The organism is Ochrobactrum sp. Marseille-Q0166 (assembly GCF_014397025.1).
GTDB lineage: Bacteria > Pseudomonadota > Alphaproteobacteria > Rhizobiales > Rhizobiaceae > Brucella.
Genome location: NZ_JACJUO010000001.1, coordinates 1911927 through 1927873, shown reverse-complemented (window position 1 = coordinate 1927873; position 15947 = coordinate 1911927). Strand labels below are relative to the sequence as shown.

The window sequence follows — 15947 nt, the reverse complement described above, 5'->3', positions numbered from 1 at the left end:
AAAAATCAAGAACGCACTCCTTGTTGGTGGGAAACGAGGATCTGCAAAAGTTCCACGAGCAACGCATTCTGATGCTGGAAAACCTTGATGGACCGGTCATTGCCCTTCCGACCAAATACCCGGATGGCTATTTCGTACCGCAACATAGCCATAGCCGCGCACAGCTGCTGTGTGCCTCGCAAGGTGTCGTTCTTGTCACCACCGATGCCGGTCGGTGGATGATACCGTCCGACCATGCCATGTGGATTCCTGCGGGGATAAAGCATTCCGTAGAAATTATTGGCGATGTCCTGATGCGCTCAATTTATATCGCGGTTGATGCTATTTCAGGCGTGCCGGATCACCTGCATGTGGTTGGTCTGACGGATCTGATGCGCTGTCTCATCATTGATGCAACCTCGGTTGATAGTATTCCCGAGCAGGGAAGCAGAGATGCGCTGGTGATTGAACTCATTCTCAGAGATTTACACAAATTGCCCCAAAGGCCCCTGGGCCTGCCTTTTCCGGCGGACGTTAGGTTGCAAAATCTTTGCCGTCAGTTTGTGAAAGTGCCCTCAGCACGTGCGACAATAGACGACTGGGCAGACAGAATGGCGATGAGCAGGCGTTCCTTCACACGTCATTTTCAACGACAGACAGGTGTCAGTCTTTCTGTATGGCGCCAACAGGCGTGCCTTTTTGCAGCCGTTCCGCGGTTGGCGGAAGGAGAAGCCGTTACGAGTATTGCGCTTGATCTCGGTTATGACAGCGTGTCTGCATTTACGACAATGTTTCGCCGTATGCTGGGAGTATCTCCTAAGTTCTATTTACCGCGTATGCATGCGGCGTCTCCTGAAGATCGTGATAAACTCTCTTCCGGGACGATTGAATAATAACAATTGTCTCGATGCATCGAGAGCAGTATGAGAAGCCATGTTGTTTCAACGCCGAAATCCCCCAACCCGTACAGAGCGTATCAGAACGCTTGTCTGGCCGCGCCGTTCATTTGCACGCTCGTTTAAATATGGTGGCAAGCGGGTCTTACGCATTACTGCATCGCCGCATGCTGTTGCGGCCGGACTTGCCGTGGGTGTCTTCTCAGCTTTTACGCCGTTTTTTGGTTTTCATCTGATTATAGCGATCGTGCTGGCCTATTTTCTGGCCGGTAATATTGCTGCTGCTGCGCTCGGTACAACGTTTGCCAATCCTCTGACCCTACCATTTATATGGGGAAGTACCTATGAATTAGGTCGCCTGATTATCAGCGGTGATCTTGAAGCTGCGCCCCCTTTACATCTCGGACATGCATTGCAGACACTGAAATTCAACGAAGTCTGGACACCTCTTCTCAAGCCGATGTTACTCGGTTCAACGATCATGGGTGGTGTGTTTGCTGTGATTGCATATTTCGTGACGCGATTTGCAGTGACTGCATTTCGTCGCCGCAGGCTTGAGCGGTTGGCAGAAAAACACGGCAGAAACCGCGTGCAGGAGCCTCACAGGATATGATTATAGGCATAGGCAGTGATCTGATTGACATTCGCCGCATTGAGAAAACTCTCGAAAAACATGGTGAACGTTTTATTCAGCGTGTTTTTACAGAGGTCGAGCAAGCCAAATCGGAAGGCCGCAAGCAACGTGCAGCATCATATGCAAAGCGGTTTGCGGCAAAAGAGGCCTGCTCAAAAGCACTTGGTACGGGCCTTTCAAATGGTGTTTTCTGGCGTGACATGGGCGTGGTGAATACGCCTTCTGGCAAGCCAACCATGAAATTAACGGGCGGTGCTGCCGAGCAATTGAAGCGCATGTTGCCGAAAGGCAAGCGCGCTGCCATACATCTGACAATTACCGATGATTTTCCTCTCGCCCAGGCCTTCGTGATTATCGAAGCTCTGCCAGAAACTGAATAAGACGTATCCCCGGAAGTGGGAAATGTGTTTCGGACAAAATGCGAGAAAGAACATGAGAGTCCGATTTGATAAAGTCAAATCTAAATGTCGTCGAATACATGTTGCGTAATAGCGGCATACAGCAAAACAATTGCTATTGTGACAGGTAAACTCCTGCTCATAATCGTGCGACTTAGAGGTGACTGGATTGCGTCGTGCAATCTTAGCCGTTATTAGATCGCACATCGGCAAGCGGAGATACAATGAGCGTGTCAAGCAAAAGTGAATCAAAAAAATCGGGTGGCATTGGCGAAACCATCAGTGTTATCGTACAAGCGCTGCTCTTGGCGCTAATTATCCGTAGCCTGCTTTTCCAACCATTTAGCATTCCGTCAGGCTCCATGCGCCCAACGCTTCTTGAAGGCGATTATCTGTTTGTATCGAAATATGCCTATGGCTATTCGCGGTATTCGCTGCCTTTTGGCCTCGATTTGTTTAACGGTCGTATCTGGGGTGCAGAACCCAAACGCGGAGACGTTGTTGTCTTCAAACTGCCAAGTGACACCAATGTCGATTATATCAAACGTGTGATCGGTCTTCCGGGTGATCGGGTTCAGGTGCGCGGCGGTGTGCTTTATATCAATGACGTCGCGGTCAAGCGCGAACGTATTGGAACGATTGATAATCCCGATGTGACGGAAGTTAATCGTCCAGTTGAAGTCTATCGCGAAACGCTGCCAAATGGCGTGACGTACGATACACTTGATCTTGCGCCAAATTCCATCGGTGATGATACACGTGTATTCGAAGTTCCTGCCGGTCATTACTTCATGATGGGTGATAACCGAGATAACTCCCTCGATAGTCGTTTCGGCGTTGGCTATGTGCCTTATGAAAATCTGGTCGGTCGTGCCAACATCATTTTCTTCTCGATTGCCGATAAGGCAAGTCCGCTTGAAATCTGGAAATGGCCATCTGATGTCCGCTTTAGCCGTCTTTTCACCTGGGTGAGTGGTGAGCCGCATACTGCCGTAACCGGAAACTGAGATGGCTTCCGCAGACAAAGCAGCATTAATTCTCGAAGAGCGTACAGGACACCGTTTTCGCAACCTGAAACGGCTTGAGCGTGCGCTCACCCATTCAAGTGTTCAGGCACCATCGCGTGCCAACTATGAGCGGCTCGAGTTTCTCGGTGATCGCGTGCTGGGACTAGTGGTTGCGGAAATGCTTTTCGAAGCATTTCCCGACGCGCCCGAAGGGGAATTGTCTGTGCGCCTCAATGCACTGGTCAATGCAGAGACATGTGCGGCAATCGCTGATGAAATCAAGTTAGCAGAACTTATTCATACGGGCTCCGATATTAAATCGCTCAATGACAAACGATTGCTCAATGTACGGGCTGATGTTGTGGAAGCGTTGATTGCCACGATGTATCTCGACGGTGGGTTGGAGGCTGCACGCAGCTTTATCAAACGCTATTGGCAGAAACGCTCGCTTGAAACTGGTGCCGCTCGGCGCGATGCGAAGACGGAGTTGCAGGAATGGGCGCATCAGCAGGGTAACGTCCATCCATCTTACAGCATTTTGAGCCGCAGTGGACCAGATCACGACCCGCTTTTCACCGTTGAAGTGAAAGTGGAGGGATTTGCGCCCGAAACGGGTGAAGGTAGATCAAAGCGAATTGCCGAGCAAAGCGCTGCAGAAGCGATGCTTTATAGGGAATCTGTCTGGAAACGTGATACGTCCGGCTAATATGTAAATCTGCATTCTTTTAAGCAAAATTCGGCTATAATCGGATTAACGGCGACAATGGTGGGCTTGTCGGATTGGCTGGCTGGGTTTGGGCGAAAAACCAGCCTCTGCCATCAACTTGAAATCGAGCAATTCCAGCGAAAGTGGGGACGGGACCGCGTTGGGAATTGCGCAAAACAAAATTGGAGTGTTTTCCATTTATTGTAGATGGGAATGCACTTAAAAGGATAAGCAATGAATAATTCGACGACGCCGACTTCCGGCGAAACTGAAACCGGGCAGACACGTTCTGGCTTTGTGGCGCTGATTGGAGCACCAAATGCTGGCAAGTCCACGCTGGTCAACCAGTTGGTAGGCACCAAGGTTTCAATCGTCACACATAAGGTGCAGACCACACGCGCGTTGGTTCGTGGTATTTTCATTCACGATCAGGCGCAGATTGTGCTCGTTGATACGCCTGGTATCTTCCGTCCAAAGCGCCGATTGGATCGCGCGATGGTCACGACCGCGTGGGGCGGCGCGAAGGATGCCGACATCATCCTCGTTCTTCTGGATGCGCAGGGCGGCCTCAACGAGAATGCCGAAGCGCTTCTGGAAAGCATGAAAAACGTGCGCCAGAAGAAGGTTCTGGTGCTTAATAAGGTTGATCGCGTTGATCCGCCGGTTCTGCTGGATCTGGCAAAGAAAGCCAATGAGCTTGTCACCTTCGATCAGACTTTTATGATCTCTGCGCTCAACGGTTCGGGCTGCAAGGATCTCGCAAAGTTCTTGGCGGAAACCGTTCCCAATGGCCCTTGGTATTATCCGGAAGATCAGATTTCCGACATGCCCATGCGCCAGCTAGCAGCGGAAATCACCCGCGAAAAGCTTTATCTCCGCCTTCACGAAGAACTCCCTTACTCTTCGACAGTCGAGACCGAGCGCTGGGAAGAGCGCAAGGACGGGTCGGTGCGTATCGAACAAGTCATCTTCGTCGAGCGCGAAAGCCAGAAGAAGATTGTTCTTGGCCATAAGGGCGAAACTATTAAGGCTATCGGCCAGGCCGCACGCAAAGAGATCAGTGAAATTCTTGAACAGAACGCGCACCTTTTCCTGTTTGTTAAGGTTCGCGAAAACTGGGGTAATGACCCTGAACGTTATCGTGAAATGGGTCTGGATTTCCCGACTTAAGGCATATCTGAATCACCATGGAATGGCGCGATGAAGGCATAGTTCTCGGCACGAGACGGCATGGCGAAACAAGCGCCATTGTTGAGGTGATGACTCGAGAACATGGTCGTCATATGGGCATGGTACGCGGCGGGCGCTCCCGCCGCATGCAGCCGCTGCTTCAGCCGGGTAACCATGTCGATCTGACATGGTGGGCACGGCTTGATGAGCATATGGGCAGCTTTACCATTGAGCCGCTTGGCTTTGCGGCGGCGCGGCTTATCGAAACACCAGTGGCGCTCTACGGTATTCAGCTTGCTGCTGCCCATCTGCGTTTGTTGCCTGAGCGGGATTCTCATCGGGGCTTATACGAAACGCTCCGCCTTATTATTGAACATTTTGACGATCCGCTTGCTTCAGGTGAACTGCTGTTGCGTTTTGAAGTGATGATGCTTGAGGAACTGGGCTTCGGACTGGACCTTAAAGAATGCGCTGCAACAGGTGTTCGCGAAAACCTGATTTATGTCTCACCAAAGTCAGGTCGAGCCGTCTGTGGTGATGCTGGTGCTCCCTGGGCCGATAAGATGTTGCCGTTACCTGCATTCGTCAACAGCACTTCAGTGCGTCCGTCCTGCTATGACGAACTTAATGATGCATTCAGAATGACGGGCTTTTTCTTCCTGCGGCATGTATGGGAACCGCGTGCGCAAACGCCTCCAGATGCACGCGGAGGCTTTCTGAATGCCGTGTCGCGAAGCATCAATCTGCAACAGGCAGACTGAAGACTTCGCCCTCAAATGTATCTCGTCCGCGTCCGATTGTTTTGATCGCATCCACCATACGACCGTTTCTTGCCAGTATTTGATCTGCAAGCGCGATAAGTCGGGTATTGGGGGTTGCTGATGGTGAAAGCTGCCGCAGCTTTTGTGCGAGAACTCCTTCATCCAAGGCTGGATTGAGCGCAAGCGCCATAATGTAAGCGCTTGCAGTAGAGCGCGATACACCCGCATAGCAGTGAATGAGCATTGGCTTGGAGCAATCCCAATCCTCTGCAAAGGCCAGTATTTGGCGGACATGACTTTCGTCAGGCATGATCAACCCTGCGCGCGGCTCAACGATATCGTTGAAAGTGAGGCTAAGCCGCGTGACGGGGCCCGGCGTCAACGGAAGATCGCTGCTGCTCAAGGACAAGATATGACTAGGCTGATGCAGAGCTATTTGGGCTTCAAGCCTCGAAAGCGGGCTGACCACAATATGCGTCATGGCTTATTTCTTTCGCGCCTGTTCCAATGTTGCAAAGCGTGCCAAAAAATCATTTTGCACGCTTTGGGTCGGACGCGGTGTCAGGTCCAGCCCTTCTGGATCGAAGCCGCGCGGACGGCCAAAATATTTGGTCGCTTCCGTTTCGCTGAAACCGGCAAGGCGTGTTGCCTCAAAAAAAGCTGCAACCTGATCGGCACGCTTGATCAGTTTTTTGAGAGACACGGAAACTGAAGCTGGCAGCGAAAACCGAACATGAACTGCACTTTCAAGACGTGCTTCGATCAGTTTATAATTCCCGCCCATCACGGCTTTGAAGGGCGAAATCATGTCGCCGATAACATATTCAGGTGCATCGTGCAGAAGGGTGAGCATCTGCTGCTCGATGCTTGCATCAGGCACAAGCCGGTTGAAAATCTGTTCGACCAGCAACGAGTGCTGGGCAACGGAATAGGCGTGCTCGCCGATGGTCTGTCCATTCCAGCGGGCGACACGCGCAAGACCATGCGCAATGTCTTCAATCTCGACATCGAGCGGTGAGGGATCAAGAAGGTCAAGTCTGCGGCCTGACAACATACGCTGCCAGGCGCGGTTCTTGCCCGATGACCGGTCCGCGGCTGCCATTAGGCTTTGTCCGCGTCGGCAGTTGGAAATGAAAAGCGTACATGCGGGGGGAGGGCGAGCGTAATCTCGGCCTCACCAGCCAGAATTGGCGTGCCCGAATCGAGCGCATCCTTTACCCGGTCAATGCGCACAAGTGCCAGACCAAGTTTGCCGGACGAACTACCGAGGGTTCCAATATCACGTCCATCGACGGTAATTGACGTGCCCATTGCAGGCAGAGGAATGTCGGATTTTGCGACAAGGACGCGTCGACGCGGGGTGCCGCGGTGATGCATGCGCGAGACGACTTCCTGCCCGATGAAACAGCCTTTCGGGAAAGTCACGCCACCGGTCTGATCGAAATTAATGTCGTGCGGAAACACATCATTATAGGCGAAGTCGGCTTCACCTTCGGCAATGCCATATTCGGCACGAAGAGCTGTCCATGCACTTTCATCGCTGATTTCACCGGCCTGTCCGTAAATACGAATAACATTCAACTCTTCAGGGAACCGGGTATCGTGCTTAATTGAATCGCTTTCTGAGGAAGCGGAATCGTTCTGCCAGAAAACGCTCACAAGTGATTCTGACAATTGGACAATTTCTGCTTTGGCGCGCAGACGATAGAGTGTCATCCGCTTGGCAAAATCAGCTGCAATGCCAGCAGGCATGTCGAATCGCAGCCCGTCTTCAATGCGCGACACAAGGAAGTCGAACATGATCTTGCCCTGCGGTGCTAACAACGCGCCGGGTTTCAGCTCATCGGCGCCAAGCTTGTCGAGATTGGTTGTAATAACGGCCTGCACAAATTTTTCCGCGTCTTCGCCCGCAATATGAACCAGTGCTCTGTTGGAAAGATTGATCGTTTCCGCTACCGTCGCCATCGCTTCTTCCTTGCCTTTATAACCATCGTTACGTAAGCCGCATTGAAAAGGCTCGCAAGTCCCATTCAGCCAGCAGGAGACAACAATGGCCCAAACGTTCGACACAATCCTGAAAGGTGCAACCATCGTCAATCACGACGGTATAGGTCAGCGGGACATTGGTATTCGTAATGGACGCATCGAGGCGATTGGTTCGCTTGCAGCAGGTTCTGCCGGTGAAGTCATCGATTGCACAGGCCTGCATATTCTGCCCGGCGTCGTCGACAGTCAGGTGCATTTCCGTGAGCCGGGGCTGGAGCACAAGGAAGATCTCGAAACGGGTTCGCTTGCTGCGGTTCTGGGCGGCGTGACATCGGTTTTCGAAATGCCGAACACCAAGCCACTGACAACTTCTGCTGAAACACTCGAAGACAAAATTCGGCGTGGCCGTCATCGTATGCATTGCGATTTCGCGTTTTGGGTCGGCGGAACACGTGACAATGCAAAGGACGTTGCCGAGCTCGAACGTCTGCCGGGTGCGGCTGGCATCAAGGTGTTCATGGGATCTTCGACTGGTAACCTCTTGGTTGAGGATGATGAAGGCGTTCGCTCGATCCTGAAAAATACGCGCCGCCGCGCGGCCTTCCATTCGGAAGATGAATTCCGTTTGAAGGATCGCGAAAATCTGCGGGTTGAAGGCGATCCATCGAGCCACCCTGTCTGGAGAGATGAAATTGCCGCCCTGCAATGCACAGAACGTCTTGTGCGTATCGCACGCGACACCGGCGCGCGTATTCACGTTCTTCATATTTCGACTGCGGAAGAAATCGATTTCCTTCAGCGCCACAAGGATGTGGCGACCTGTGAAGCCACGCCGCATCACCTCACATTGTCGGCGGATGAATATGCAACGCTCGGCAATCTTATCCAGATGAACCCGCCTGTGCGTGACAAGCGTCATCGCGATGGCATCTGGAAGGGCGTTGATCAGGGAATCATTGATGTACTCGGCTCCGACCATGCGCCGCATACGCTGGAAGAAAAGCAGAAGCCTTATCCGGCGTCGCCTTCTGGCATGACCGGCGTTCAGACACTGGTGCCGATCATGCTCGATCACGTTAATGCGGGTAAGCTTTCGCTGGAACGCTTTGTCGATCTGTCGAGCCACGGCCCGAACCGCATTTTCGGCATGGCGCGCAAAGGCCGTATTGCTGTTGGCTATGATGCCGATCTCACCATCGTCGACATGAAGCGCCGCGAAACTATCACGCATGAACAGGCTGGCTCAAAAGCTGGCTGGACACCTTATCATGGCAAGACTGTAACAGGCTGGCCTGTTGGTACTTTCGTGCGCGGTATCAAGGTCATGTGGGAAGCGGAAATCATTAACCCGAGCAAGGGCGAACCAGTCGAGTTTTTGGAAGCTTTGCCTCGTCGCTAACAACTCATTGATTGGCGCGATCTGTCCCGTCTTTGTCCGGAATTAATCTTTCGGCCTGGATTGCCGGGAGTATTGTCTCCTTGTATAAATTTGCAAGGAGCACAAAATGTCCGCCAATGACACCGCTTTGCTGGTCATCGATGTTCAGGAATCCTTTCGGCATCGACCTTATTATCGAGAAGAAGAAGTTGCCGCTTACATTGAGCGGCAGCAGGCTTTGATTGACGGTGCCAAGCGAAAAGGCATTCCGGTCGTGCAAATCTTTCATATTGAGAATGAGGGAGCGTTTTCGGAGGCATCAGGTCTTGTGAAACCGCTTGCACCGATCAGAATTGAGCCGGATGCCGTTTTCCGTAAGCGTCGCCATAGCGCATTGGTGGGGTCAGGTCTCGATGTCTGGCTGATTTCCAACAACATCAAACGCGTTATCGTTTCAGGTATCCGCACCGAGCAGTGCTGCGAGACCACCACACGTCATGCGTCCGACCTTGGCTTCGATGTCGATTATGTCGCCGAAGCCACGCTGACTTTCCCCATGACTGACGTAAGTGGTCATGTGTGGAGTGCTGCAGAAATTCGCGCGCGCACTACGCTGGTACTTGCGGATCGTTTTGCAAGGATAGCAACTGTCGAACAGGCTCTTGCAGGCAGCGCAGAACGGAAGACTGCATGAACCAAGCAGCCGACAGCCACAAAACTGTCCGGGTCTTTGTCGTCGTCCCGCCGCGCACGCTTTTGCTTGACGTAGCGGGGCCGATGGAGGTTTTGCGCAAGGCCAATCTGGAGCAAAGCAAGGTGCAGTTTGAAGTGACGTTTATCGGGCCTTTTGAAACGGCGCTCAGCTCCATCGGTCTCACGCTTGCCAATATTGAGCCTCTACCCGATTACCTGCCAGATGATGCGCTTGTGATCATATCCGGCTCGGCTGACATCCCGCTTGGGTCCGCTGTCCTTAGTCGCGACGAAGATACAGCCCTTGAAGCAAAAATCGTGAGCTGGATGCGTCGAATCATCCGTCCCGGTATCAAGTTGGTTTCAATCTGCTCTGGTGCACTTCTTGCAGCACGCGCGGGTTTGCTTGAAGGGTATGACTGCACCACGCATCATATGGCGATTGATGAGCTGCACCGGCTCGCACCCACGGCGCGTGTTTTGCAAAACCGTTTGTTTGTTGAGGATCGCGACAGGCTGACCAGTGCGGGTATTACTGCTGGCATTGATTTGATGCTGCATATTCTGGCCGAGATGGCAGGGCATGCATTGGCTTTGTCAGTGGCGCGTTATCTTGTGGTTTATCTGCGGCGTAGCGGTGGCGATCCGCAGCTTTCGCCTTGGCTTGAAGGTCGCAATCACATGCATCCTGTGGTCCATCGTGCGCAGGACGCTGTGGCTGCAAATCCTGCTGAACATTGGTCCGTTGAGAAACTCGCAGAGGCCAGCGGAGCAAGCCCTCGTAATCTTTCACGTCTGTTTAATGAACATGCAGGCATGAGCGTCACAGATTATGCCAATCGGCTGAAAATAAGCCTTGCTCGCGAAATGCTGCTGAATTCAACTCTCGATATGGAGAATATTGCAGAGCGGGCAGGGTTCGCATCAGCAAGACAGTTCCGCAGAGTTTGGGAGCGGATATACGACACTCCGCCCAGTCACATGCGGGGATTTACGGCAAACAACTCTACCTACTGAAGAATTCGATCCTGTAGGAAGGTTCCTGCAATAATTTGCTCTCGCATTTTTTCGATAAGTTCGAGCGCGCTGTCTTCGCCTGTCGAACGCATAAGTTCTGTCAGGGCCGTCGTAAACGCAGCTTCTGCCAGAATTTCCGGCTCAATGCCTTCGGAAATGCCGTCTGCCCAGGCTTCGTTCTGGTATTCAATCGCCACAAGCTTCTTTTCACGGGCGATCATCTCGTCCAGATCGGCTGGCATGTATTCCATAGACTTCATCCCGGCTTGCGCCCTTCTTGCCGTATTAGCTGATTTCTCACCATCGGGAGCACAATCACCTGCAGGCTGACTGTCACGTTTAAGACAGTGTTAACAGATTAAAGCGGATTTGAATGAGGCAATTTCTTCCCATCCGCACAAGACTGAATAATTGGTTAATTCCCATAGCGCGAGATAAGCTCGTTCGACAAGCTTTCTCCCTCTTTCATGTAGCGATCAATCGCCGCAAGTGCTGAGGGTGTGCAACGAACATAATTGTCGCTGAAAACGCGATAACCGTGGTTGAAGCTTGAAACAAGACGCACGCGTTCTGCTTCATCGGGCTTTTCAGCAGCAATGATGGCATCCATGCGCTCACGCCATTCGTTGCTGGTTTCGCCGCAGAGGTTGCGCAGATAGTGAAGTGAGCCAAGCACTTCCGCAATTCTGAGCATTTTTCCCTCATAGGGGGCATCCTGAGCAGAAAGGGACGGAGACAGAATGCCCAGCCAGAATGCTATCACCAATATGGAAAGCCGCTTAACCAGCAATATACGCCCCCTATGAATGAAACACATTCCTGAATGAGAAACGGGGCCACTTCAAGGCGATATGGATTGCTCACCCGAAGCGTCCTCGATATCAGCGACCGAGCGCGCCACATCGAATGTACTGTCCGTTACATTGGCATTTGCCATTTCTTCGATGCTCAGCCAGTGTATTGCGGCTGCGTCGTCACCGGCCTCTTCCTCACCTGAAACATCAAATGCACGATAGACTGACAGAAAATAGCTCTTTGAATAGGCTTTGCCTTCAAGCGCCAGGTCAACAGTGATGACATGGCGGAGAGAGCCCGCATCCAGTGCGGTTTCTTCTTTCAGTTCGCGAATAGCAGCTTCTTTCGGCGTTTCGCCCGCTTCGATACTGCCGCCCGGAAACGCCAGCCAACCCTTCCAGGGCTCCTTGCCCCGTTCAACCAACAGAAAGCGGCCATTGCGGCGGCAAATGAGAGAAACACCGTGTATCTGAACAGGGGGAGGGATGACAGGAACTGTAACCATGTACAAGCTATGATCCGGTAAACCGCTTTTGGCAACAGTAAAGGCAGCTTGACGATTGATGCAAAAGTCTGAACATGGCCGTCATGTGTGGACGTTTTTCTCTGACTGCCAGCCGCGAAGAAGTTGAAGCCCTGCTCGGTGCAATGATCGAGGAGGATTTCCCCCCACGCTACAACATTGCACCAACGCAACCGATACTCTCTATTCTGGCAGGCGAAACACCGCCCTCGGGAAGCAACAGGCCCGATCGTATCGGCATGTTGGTCCGCTGGGGATTTGTGCCGTCATGGGTCAAGGATCCCAATGACTGGAATCTTGTCTTCAACATTCGTTCTGAAACAGCAGCCGAGAAGAATTCTTTCCGCGCGGCACTCAATCATCGGCGTGCACTGATTCCCGCTTCCGGCTTTTACGAATGGCGACGGGAGGGAAAGAACAAGGCGCAAGCCTATTGGATCAGACCTCGAAAGGGGGGCATTGTGGCCTTTGGTGCGCTGGTTGAAACATGGAGCAGCGCAGACGGTTCGCAAATCGATACAGCTGGTATTTTGACAACAGGCGCAAACGGATTTCTCCGTCCCATCCACGAGCGTATGCCTGTGGTGGTGAAGCCAGAAGATTATGCACGCTGGCTTAACTGCAAGACCCTGCTCCCAAGAGAGGTGGCCGATATCATGCGGCCGATTCAGGATGACTTTTTTGAAGTCATTCCAGTGTCGGACAAGGTGAACAAAGTCGCCAATACCTCGCCTGACATACAGACACCCGTTCAAGAAGCTTTGGACGTTGCAATGCCTCCCAGAAAAAGCAAGAAAACTGAGCCGGTTGATGAATCAGGTGATCAGCTATCCATGTTTTGATTCTATCTTCAGGGAAATTCAGTGATATCAGCAGCTTTCTCAGGCTTTTTCCTCGGTGCCTCACTAATCATTGCGATAGGCGCGCAAAACGCATTCATTCTGCGACAAGGACTGCTGCGACAGCATGTATTTATCCTTTGCCTGATTTGTGCTCTGTCGGATGCTATTTTGATTGCGGCTGGTGTTGCGGGGCTTGGAACGCTGATTGCCCAGTCGCCGAAGCTGATTTCGTTCGTAACGATTGCTGGCGCGGCATTTCTGTTCTGGTATGCGTTCGTTGCTTTTCGCCGTGCCTTTCATCCCGAGGCGATACAGGTGAAATCAACACAGAGCGTAAGCATCAAGGCTGCTGTCGCCACCTGCCTTGCTCTCACATTCCTTAATCCGCATGTGTATCTCGATACGGTCGTTTTGCTAGGAAGTTTATCGGCTCGATACCATGATCAAGCACGCGCTGCTTACGGCGTTGGTGCCGTCATCGCGTCGTTTACCTGGTTTTTTTCACTCGGATATGGCGCACGCCTGTTGCAGCCAATTTTTGCAAAACCGGCCGCTTGGCGCGTGTTGGATTGTATCATATGCGTTGTAATGACACTGATCGGGCTGAGCCTGCTAGCCAGATTTCTTAATGGCTAATATGGAGTTGCTATTGCTTGACTGTCTCGTTTCGCCGCTGCGAACATTTTTGTTCATCAATGCTGCAACCAGCACGGCCGGTCCGATTTCACGGTACTGGTCAATGAGCTTATCTTGTCGTGGTTGCAGTTCAATTTTAGACATTGGTCCATCCTCTTCCAAATTACATTCACTATTTTGTGATTGATTGGGACGGAATGAAGGCTGATTAGAGCCGGTTTTAGGGAATTCCGGTTAACGTGTATTAGTCTTTCATTTGGTTGCTGAAATGTCACAGTGTTTTTGGTGTTATCCTCTTGACGGCCGTGGCTGTGATGAGGATAAGTAGCGCCATGAAAACGCCGACCACGCTCATTTGTACTGGCTCGATTATTATTGGCTAGCAGCTTGCTGGCCCGGCCGTTTTCGTCTCCCCTAACATAAAACAGGATGATAACGCCCCGGCCAGACGGCTGCGGTCCTTCGTACCCGTATTTTCAGGTCTTTTGGGGAAACAAAATGGCTGATGCGCCGCAACTACGCCTATACAATACCGCCACTCGTACAAAGGAGTTTTTTACGCCCCTTGATGCGAATAATGTGCGCATGTATGTCTGCGGACCGACTGTTTATGACTTTGCCCATATCGGCAATGCACGTCCGGTCATCGTGTTTGATGTGCTGTTTCGCCTTCTGCGTCATGTCTATGGCGCGGAAAAAGTAACCTATGCGCGCAATATTACCGACGTTGACGATAAGATCAACGCGCGTGCCGCGAGTGAATATCCTGAACTGCCGCTCAATGACGCAATCCGTCGTGTCACTGAAGGCACAAACAACCAGTTTCAGGCTGATATCAAAGCATTGGCAAATCTGGAACCATCGAGCCAGCCGCGTGCGACCGAGCATCTCGACGACATGCGTAATATTATTGAAAAGCTGATCGAACGCGGTGTTGCCTATGTTGCAGATGAACATGTGCTGTTCTCGCCATCTGCAATGAATGCTCTGGGTGGCGCACGATACGGTGCACTCTCCCATCGTCCATTCGATGAAATGCTGGCCGGTGCGCGTGTTGATGTCGCCTCTTACAAGCGCGACGAAATGGATTTTGTTCTCTGGAAACCGTCGCGTAACGGTGAACCGGGCTGGCCTTCACCTGCGGGTATTCAAACGCTTGGACGACCAGGCTGGCATATCGAATGCTCGGCCATGTCCATGGCCAAGCTGCTCGCACCCTTTGGTGGTGGTTTAAAGTGCGATGACCCGTACAAAAACAAGTTCGATATTCATGGCGGCGGCATTGATCTGGTGTTCCCGCATCATGAAAACGAACTTGCACAGTCATGCTGCGCTTTCGGTACTGAGCGCATGGCAAATATCTGGATGCATAACGGCTTTCTTCAGGTCGAAGGGCAGAAGATGTCGAAGTCGCTTGGCAATTTCATAACCATTCGCGATGTGCTGAATAATGGTCTACCGCAGCTTGGTGTCTGGGATAACAAGGATGCTCGCGATCGCTGGGTCGGTCTGGCCGCTCGTCTTTCGATGTTGCAAACGCATTACCGTGAGCCGATCAACTGGACAGCTCAGCGTCTGACAGAATCTGCTGAAGAACTGCATCGCTGGTATGATTTGTTACGCGTTGCAGATTTTGCACCATCTTCCTCGCTTTTGAATGCATCTGAAGCGGTGGAAGCACTGTCGGATGATCTCAATACATGGATTGCGATCACTGTATTGCGCAAGGCGTTCAAGGCCAAAGACGTTTCGGCTTTGGGTGAGGGCATGGCACTGCTTGGACTGTTCGACCCTTATTTTGTGGTGACAAGCGAAGTGCCGGTTTTTGCCAAAACCGATGTTGATACGGCTCAAATCGAAGCACGCATTGCCGAGCGGCTGCGGGTGATTGCCGACAAGAACTGGGCGGAAGCTGATCGCATCCGTGATGAACTCTTGGCTGAGGGCGTGCAATTGAAGGATGGCAAAGATCCTGTCACCGGCGAACGCATCACGACTTGGGATGTGGTAAACTAATCGGTTTGTGGAATGGGGGAGGACACCATGACGCTTGATAACAAGCCGCTCTATAGCGGGGGATGCCAGTGTGGGGCAGTGCGCTTTCGGGTTGAAGGCGCACTCGGCTCCGCCTCGATCTGTCATTGCCGCATGTGCCAGAAGGCGTTTGGCAATTTCTATGCACCACTGGTTTCTGTGGGGGAAGCAAAGCTCATCTGGACCCGTGACGAGCCAAAGCGCTTTCAATCATCCAATCACGTCAAGCGTGGGTTCTGTCCTCAATGCGGAACCCCGCTTACCTATGAAGCACCGGATGGTGTGGCGCTTTCTATAGGTGCATTCGATGCACCGGAAGAGATTGAGCCGACAGTGCAATGGGGCGTCGAGGTAAGGCTTCCTTATGTTGATGACCTCGCAAAACTACCTGGTTTCGAAACCGAGCGAGATCCGGAAAGTATCGAGTTTGTAAGAACCATGGTGTCTTACCAGCACCCAGATCATGACACTGAAAACTGAAAAGCCATAAGT

The 15947-nt window shown here is 52.0% G+C and carries 21 protein-coding genes; 14 read left to right on the top strand and 7 right to left on the bottom strand.

Annotated elements, in window-relative coordinates:
• The first annotated feature begins 23 nt into the window (after window positions 1–23).
• From H5024_RS09220 to recO, 7 genes are all read left to right on the top strand, one after another.
• The gene (locus tag H5024_RS09220) at window positions 24–872 is read left to right on the top strand and encodes a helix-turn-helix transcriptional regulator (protein WP_187546735.1); all 849 of its coding nucleotides are present in this window, start codon (window positions 24–26) and stop codon (window positions 870–872) included.
• A gap of 40 nt (window positions 873–912) precedes the next feature.
• Window positions 913–1488 (top strand): DUF2062 domain-containing protein, encoded by a 576-nt coding sequence (locus H5024_RS09215; RefSeq protein WP_187545672.1) that lies wholly within the window; start codon window positions 913–915, stop codon window positions 1486–1488.
• Window positions 1485–1889, top strand: coding sequence for a holo-ACP synthase (gene acpS, locus H5024_RS09210; protein WP_187545670.1), 405 nt, complete (start codon window positions 1485–1487; stop codon window positions 1887–1889). Before H5024_RS09215 ends, acpS begins: the two co-directional genes overlap by 4 nt.
• 242 nt (window positions 1890–2131) lie before the next feature.
• Complete coding sequence (gene lepB / locus H5024_RS09205; RefSeq protein WP_187545668.1) at window positions 2132–2914, top strand: signal peptidase I; 783 nt, start codon at window positions 2132–2134, stop codon at window positions 2912–2914.
• 1 nt (window position 2915) lies between these two features.
• Complete coding sequence (gene rnc / locus H5024_RS09200) at window positions 2916–3620, top strand: ribonuclease III (RefSeq protein ID WP_187545665.1); 705 nt, start codon at window positions 2916–2918, stop codon at window positions 3618–3620.
• 234 nt (window positions 3621–3854) lie between these two features.
• The gene (gene era, locus H5024_RS09195; RefSeq protein ID WP_187545662.1) at window positions 3855–4790 is read left to right on the top strand and encodes a GTPase Era; all 936 of its coding nucleotides are present in this window, start codon (window positions 3855–3857) and stop codon (window positions 4788–4790) included.
• 17 nt (window positions 4791–4807) lie between these two features.
• Complete coding sequence (gene recO, locus H5024_RS09190) at window positions 4808–5551, top strand: DNA repair protein RecO (RefSeq protein ID WP_187545660.1); 744 nt, start codon at window positions 4808–4810, stop codon at window positions 5549–5551.
• On the opposite strand, the gene H5024_RS09185 is transcribed toward recO, so the two are convergent.
• Genes H5024_RS09185 through H5024_RS09175 form a run of 3 tightly spaced genes read right to left on the bottom strand, consistent with a single transcriptional unit; the run spans window position 5529 to window position 7516 of the window.
• Window positions 5529–6032, bottom strand: coding sequence for a tyrosine protein phosphatase (locus H5024_RS09185; RefSeq protein WP_187545657.1), 504 nt, complete (start codon window positions 6030–6032; stop codon window positions 5529–5531). The genes recO and H5024_RS09185 overlap by 23 nt on opposite strands.
• 3 nt (window positions 6033–6035) lie before the next feature.
• The gene (locus H5024_RS09180) at window positions 6036–6653 is read right to left on the bottom strand and encodes an HD family hydrolase (RefSeq protein ID WP_187545655.1); all 618 of its coding nucleotides are present in this window, start codon (window positions 6651–6653) and stop codon (window positions 6036–6038) included.
• Window positions 6653–7516 carry a folate-binding protein YgfZ gene (locus tag H5024_RS09175; RefSeq protein ID WP_187545652.1) on the bottom strand — a complete coding sequence of 288 codons (864 nt, stop codon included), beginning with the start codon at window positions 7514–7516 and terminating at the stop codon, window positions 6653–6655. Before H5024_RS09175 ends, H5024_RS09180 begins: the two co-directional genes overlap by 1 nt.
• 85 nt (window positions 7517–7601) lie before the next feature.
• Between H5024_RS09175 and H5024_RS09170 the strand changes: the two genes are divergently transcribed.
• The 3 genes from H5024_RS09170 (at window position 7602) to H5024_RS09160 (ending at window position 10625) form a co-directional block, all read left to right on the top strand.
• Window positions 7602–8936, top strand: a complete 1335-nt coding sequence (locus H5024_RS09170) for a dihydroorotase (protein WP_187545650.1) — start codon at window positions 7602–7604, stop codon at window positions 8934–8936.
• Between the two features lie 106 nt (window positions 8937–9042).
• Window positions 9043–9609, top strand: coding sequence for an isochorismatase family protein (locus H5024_RS09165; protein ID WP_187545647.1), 567 nt, complete (start codon window positions 9043–9045; stop codon window positions 9607–9609).
• The gene (locus H5024_RS09160; protein ID WP_187545645.1) at window positions 9606–10625 is read left to right on the top strand and encodes a helix-turn-helix domain-containing protein; all 1020 of its coding nucleotides are present in this window, start codon (window positions 9606–9608) and stop codon (window positions 10623–10625) included. Before H5024_RS09165 ends, H5024_RS09160 begins: the two co-directional genes overlap by 4 nt.
• On the opposite strand, the gene H5024_RS09155 is transcribed toward H5024_RS09160, so the two are convergent.
• The 3 genes from H5024_RS09155 to H5024_RS09145 form a co-directional block, all read right to left on the bottom strand.
• Entirely contained in the window at window positions 10619–10876 is a 258-nt protein-coding gene (locus H5024_RS09155) for a hypothetical protein (RefSeq protein ID WP_187545642.1), read from the bottom strand. The genes H5024_RS09160 and H5024_RS09155 overlap by 7 nt on opposite strands.
• Before the next feature lie 164 nt (window positions 10877–11040).
• Entirely contained in the window at window positions 11041–11319 is a 279-nt protein-coding gene (locus tag H5024_RS09150) for a TIGR02301 family protein (protein WP_039859622.1), read from the bottom strand.
• Between the two features lie 147 nt (window positions 11320–11466).
• Window positions 11467–11925, bottom strand: a complete 459-nt coding sequence (locus H5024_RS09145) for an NUDIX domain-containing protein (protein WP_187545637.1) — start codon at window positions 11923–11925, stop codon at window positions 11467–11469.
• A gap of 83 nt (window positions 11926–12008) precedes the next feature.
• Between H5024_RS09145 and H5024_RS09140 the strand changes: the two genes are divergently transcribed.
• Both H5024_RS09140 and H5024_RS09135 read left to right on the top strand, forming a co-directional pair.
• On the top strand, window positions 12009–12785 hold the full coding sequence (locus H5024_RS09140; protein ID WP_187545634.1) for an SOS response-associated peptidase: 777 nt from the start codon (window positions 12009–12011) through the stop codon (window positions 12783–12785).
• A 21-nt stretch (window positions 12786–12806) separates the two neighbouring features.
• Window positions 12807–13421 (top strand): LysE/ArgO family amino acid transporter, encoded by a 615-nt coding sequence (locus H5024_RS09135; protein WP_187545632.1) that lies wholly within the window; start codon window positions 12807–12809, stop codon window positions 13419–13421.
• Here the strand turns inward: H5024_RS09135 and H5024_RS21610 are convergent.
• Window positions 13398–13565 carry a hydrolase gene (locus tag H5024_RS21610; protein WP_187545630.1) on the bottom strand — a complete coding sequence of 56 codons (168 nt, stop codon included), beginning with the start codon at window positions 13563–13565 and terminating at the stop codon, window positions 13398–13400. The genes H5024_RS09135 and H5024_RS21610 overlap by 24 nt on opposite strands.
• A 354-nt stretch (window positions 13566–13919) precedes the next feature.
• Here H5024_RS21610 and cysS point away from each other — a divergent pair, with 354 nt between their 5' ends.
• Window positions 13920–15437 carry a cysteine--tRNA ligase gene (gene cysS / locus H5024_RS09125; protein WP_187545628.1) on the top strand — a complete coding sequence of 506 codons (1518 nt, stop codon included), beginning with the start codon at window positions 13920–13922 and terminating at the stop codon, window positions 15435–15437.
• Between the two features lie 27 nt (window positions 15438–15464).
• The gene (locus tag H5024_RS09120) at window positions 15465–15935 is read left to right on the top strand and encodes a GFA family protein (RefSeq protein ID WP_187545626.1); all 471 of its coding nucleotides are present in this window, start codon (window positions 15465–15467) and stop codon (window positions 15933–15935) included.
• The last annotated feature ends 12 nt before the right edge of the window (window positions 15936–15947 follow it).

Coding starts and splice junctions, on each gene's coding strand:
- H5024_RS09145 (WP_187545637.1), bottom strand. CDS start 11,925: ATGGTTACAGTTCCTGTCATCCCTCCCCCTGTTCAGATACACGGTGTT.
- H5024_RS09155 (WP_187545642.1), bottom strand. CDS start 10,876: ATGGAATACATGCCAGCCGATCTGGACGAGATGATCGCCCGTGAAAAG.
- H5024_RS09215 (WP_187545672.1), top strand. CDS start 913: ATGTTGTTTCAACGCCGAAATCCCCCAACCCGTACAGAGCGTATCAGA.
- H5024_RS09150 (WP_039859622.1), bottom strand. CDS start 11,319: ATGCTCAGAATTGCGGAAGTGCTTGGCTCACTTCACTATCTGCGCAAC.
- H5024_RS09185 (WP_187545657.1), bottom strand. CDS start 6,032: ATGACGCATATTGTGGTCAGCCCGCTTTCGAGGCTTGAAGCCCAAATA.
- acpS (WP_187545670.1), top strand. CDS start 1,485: ATGATTATAGGCATAGGCAGTGATCTGATTGACATTCGCCGCATTGAG.
- H5024_RS09170 (WP_187545650.1), top strand. CDS start 7,602: ATGGCCCAAACGTTCGACACAATCCTGAAAGGTGCAACCATCGTCAAT.
- H5024_RS09165 (WP_187545647.1), top strand. CDS start 9,043: ATGTCCGCCAATGACACCGCTTTGCTGGTCATCGATGTTCAGGAATCC.
- cysS (WP_187545628.1), top strand. CDS start 13,920: ATGGCTGATGCGCCGCAACTACGCCTATACAATACCGCCACTCGTACA.
- H5024_RS21610 (WP_187545630.1), bottom strand. CDS start 13,565: ATGTCTAAAATTGAACTGCAACCACGACAAGATAAGCTCATTGACCAG.
- H5024_RS09180 (WP_187545655.1), bottom strand. CDS start 6,653: ATGGCAGCCGCGGACCGGTCATCGGGCAAGAACCGCGCCTGGCAGCGT.
- H5024_RS09120 (WP_187545626.1), top strand. CDS start 15,465: ATGACGCTTGATAACAAGCCGCTCTATAGCGGGGGATGCCAGTGTGGG.
- era (WP_187545662.1), top strand. CDS start 3,855: ATGAATAATTCGACGACGCCGACTTCCGGCGAAACTGAAACCGGGCAG.
- rnc (WP_187545665.1), top strand. CDS start 2,916: ATGGCTTCCGCAGACAAAGCAGCATTAATTCTCGAAGAGCGTACAGGA.
- H5024_RS09160 (WP_187545645.1), top strand. CDS start 9,606: ATGAACCAAGCAGCCGACAGCCACAAAACTGTCCGGGTCTTTGTCGTC.
- H5024_RS09175 (WP_187545652.1), bottom strand. CDS start 7,516: ATGGCGACGGTAGCGGAAACGATCAATCTTTCCAACAGAGCACTGGTT.
- recO (WP_187545660.1), top strand. CDS start 4,808: ATGGAATGGCGCGATGAAGGCATAGTTCTCGGCACGAGACGGCATGGC.
- H5024_RS09140 (WP_187545634.1), top strand. CDS start 12,009: ATGTGTGGACGTTTTTCTCTGACTGCCAGCCGCGAAGAAGTTGAAGCC.
- lepB (WP_187545668.1), top strand. CDS start 2,132: ATGAGCGTGTCAAGCAAAAGTGAATCAAAAAAATCGGGTGGCATTGGC.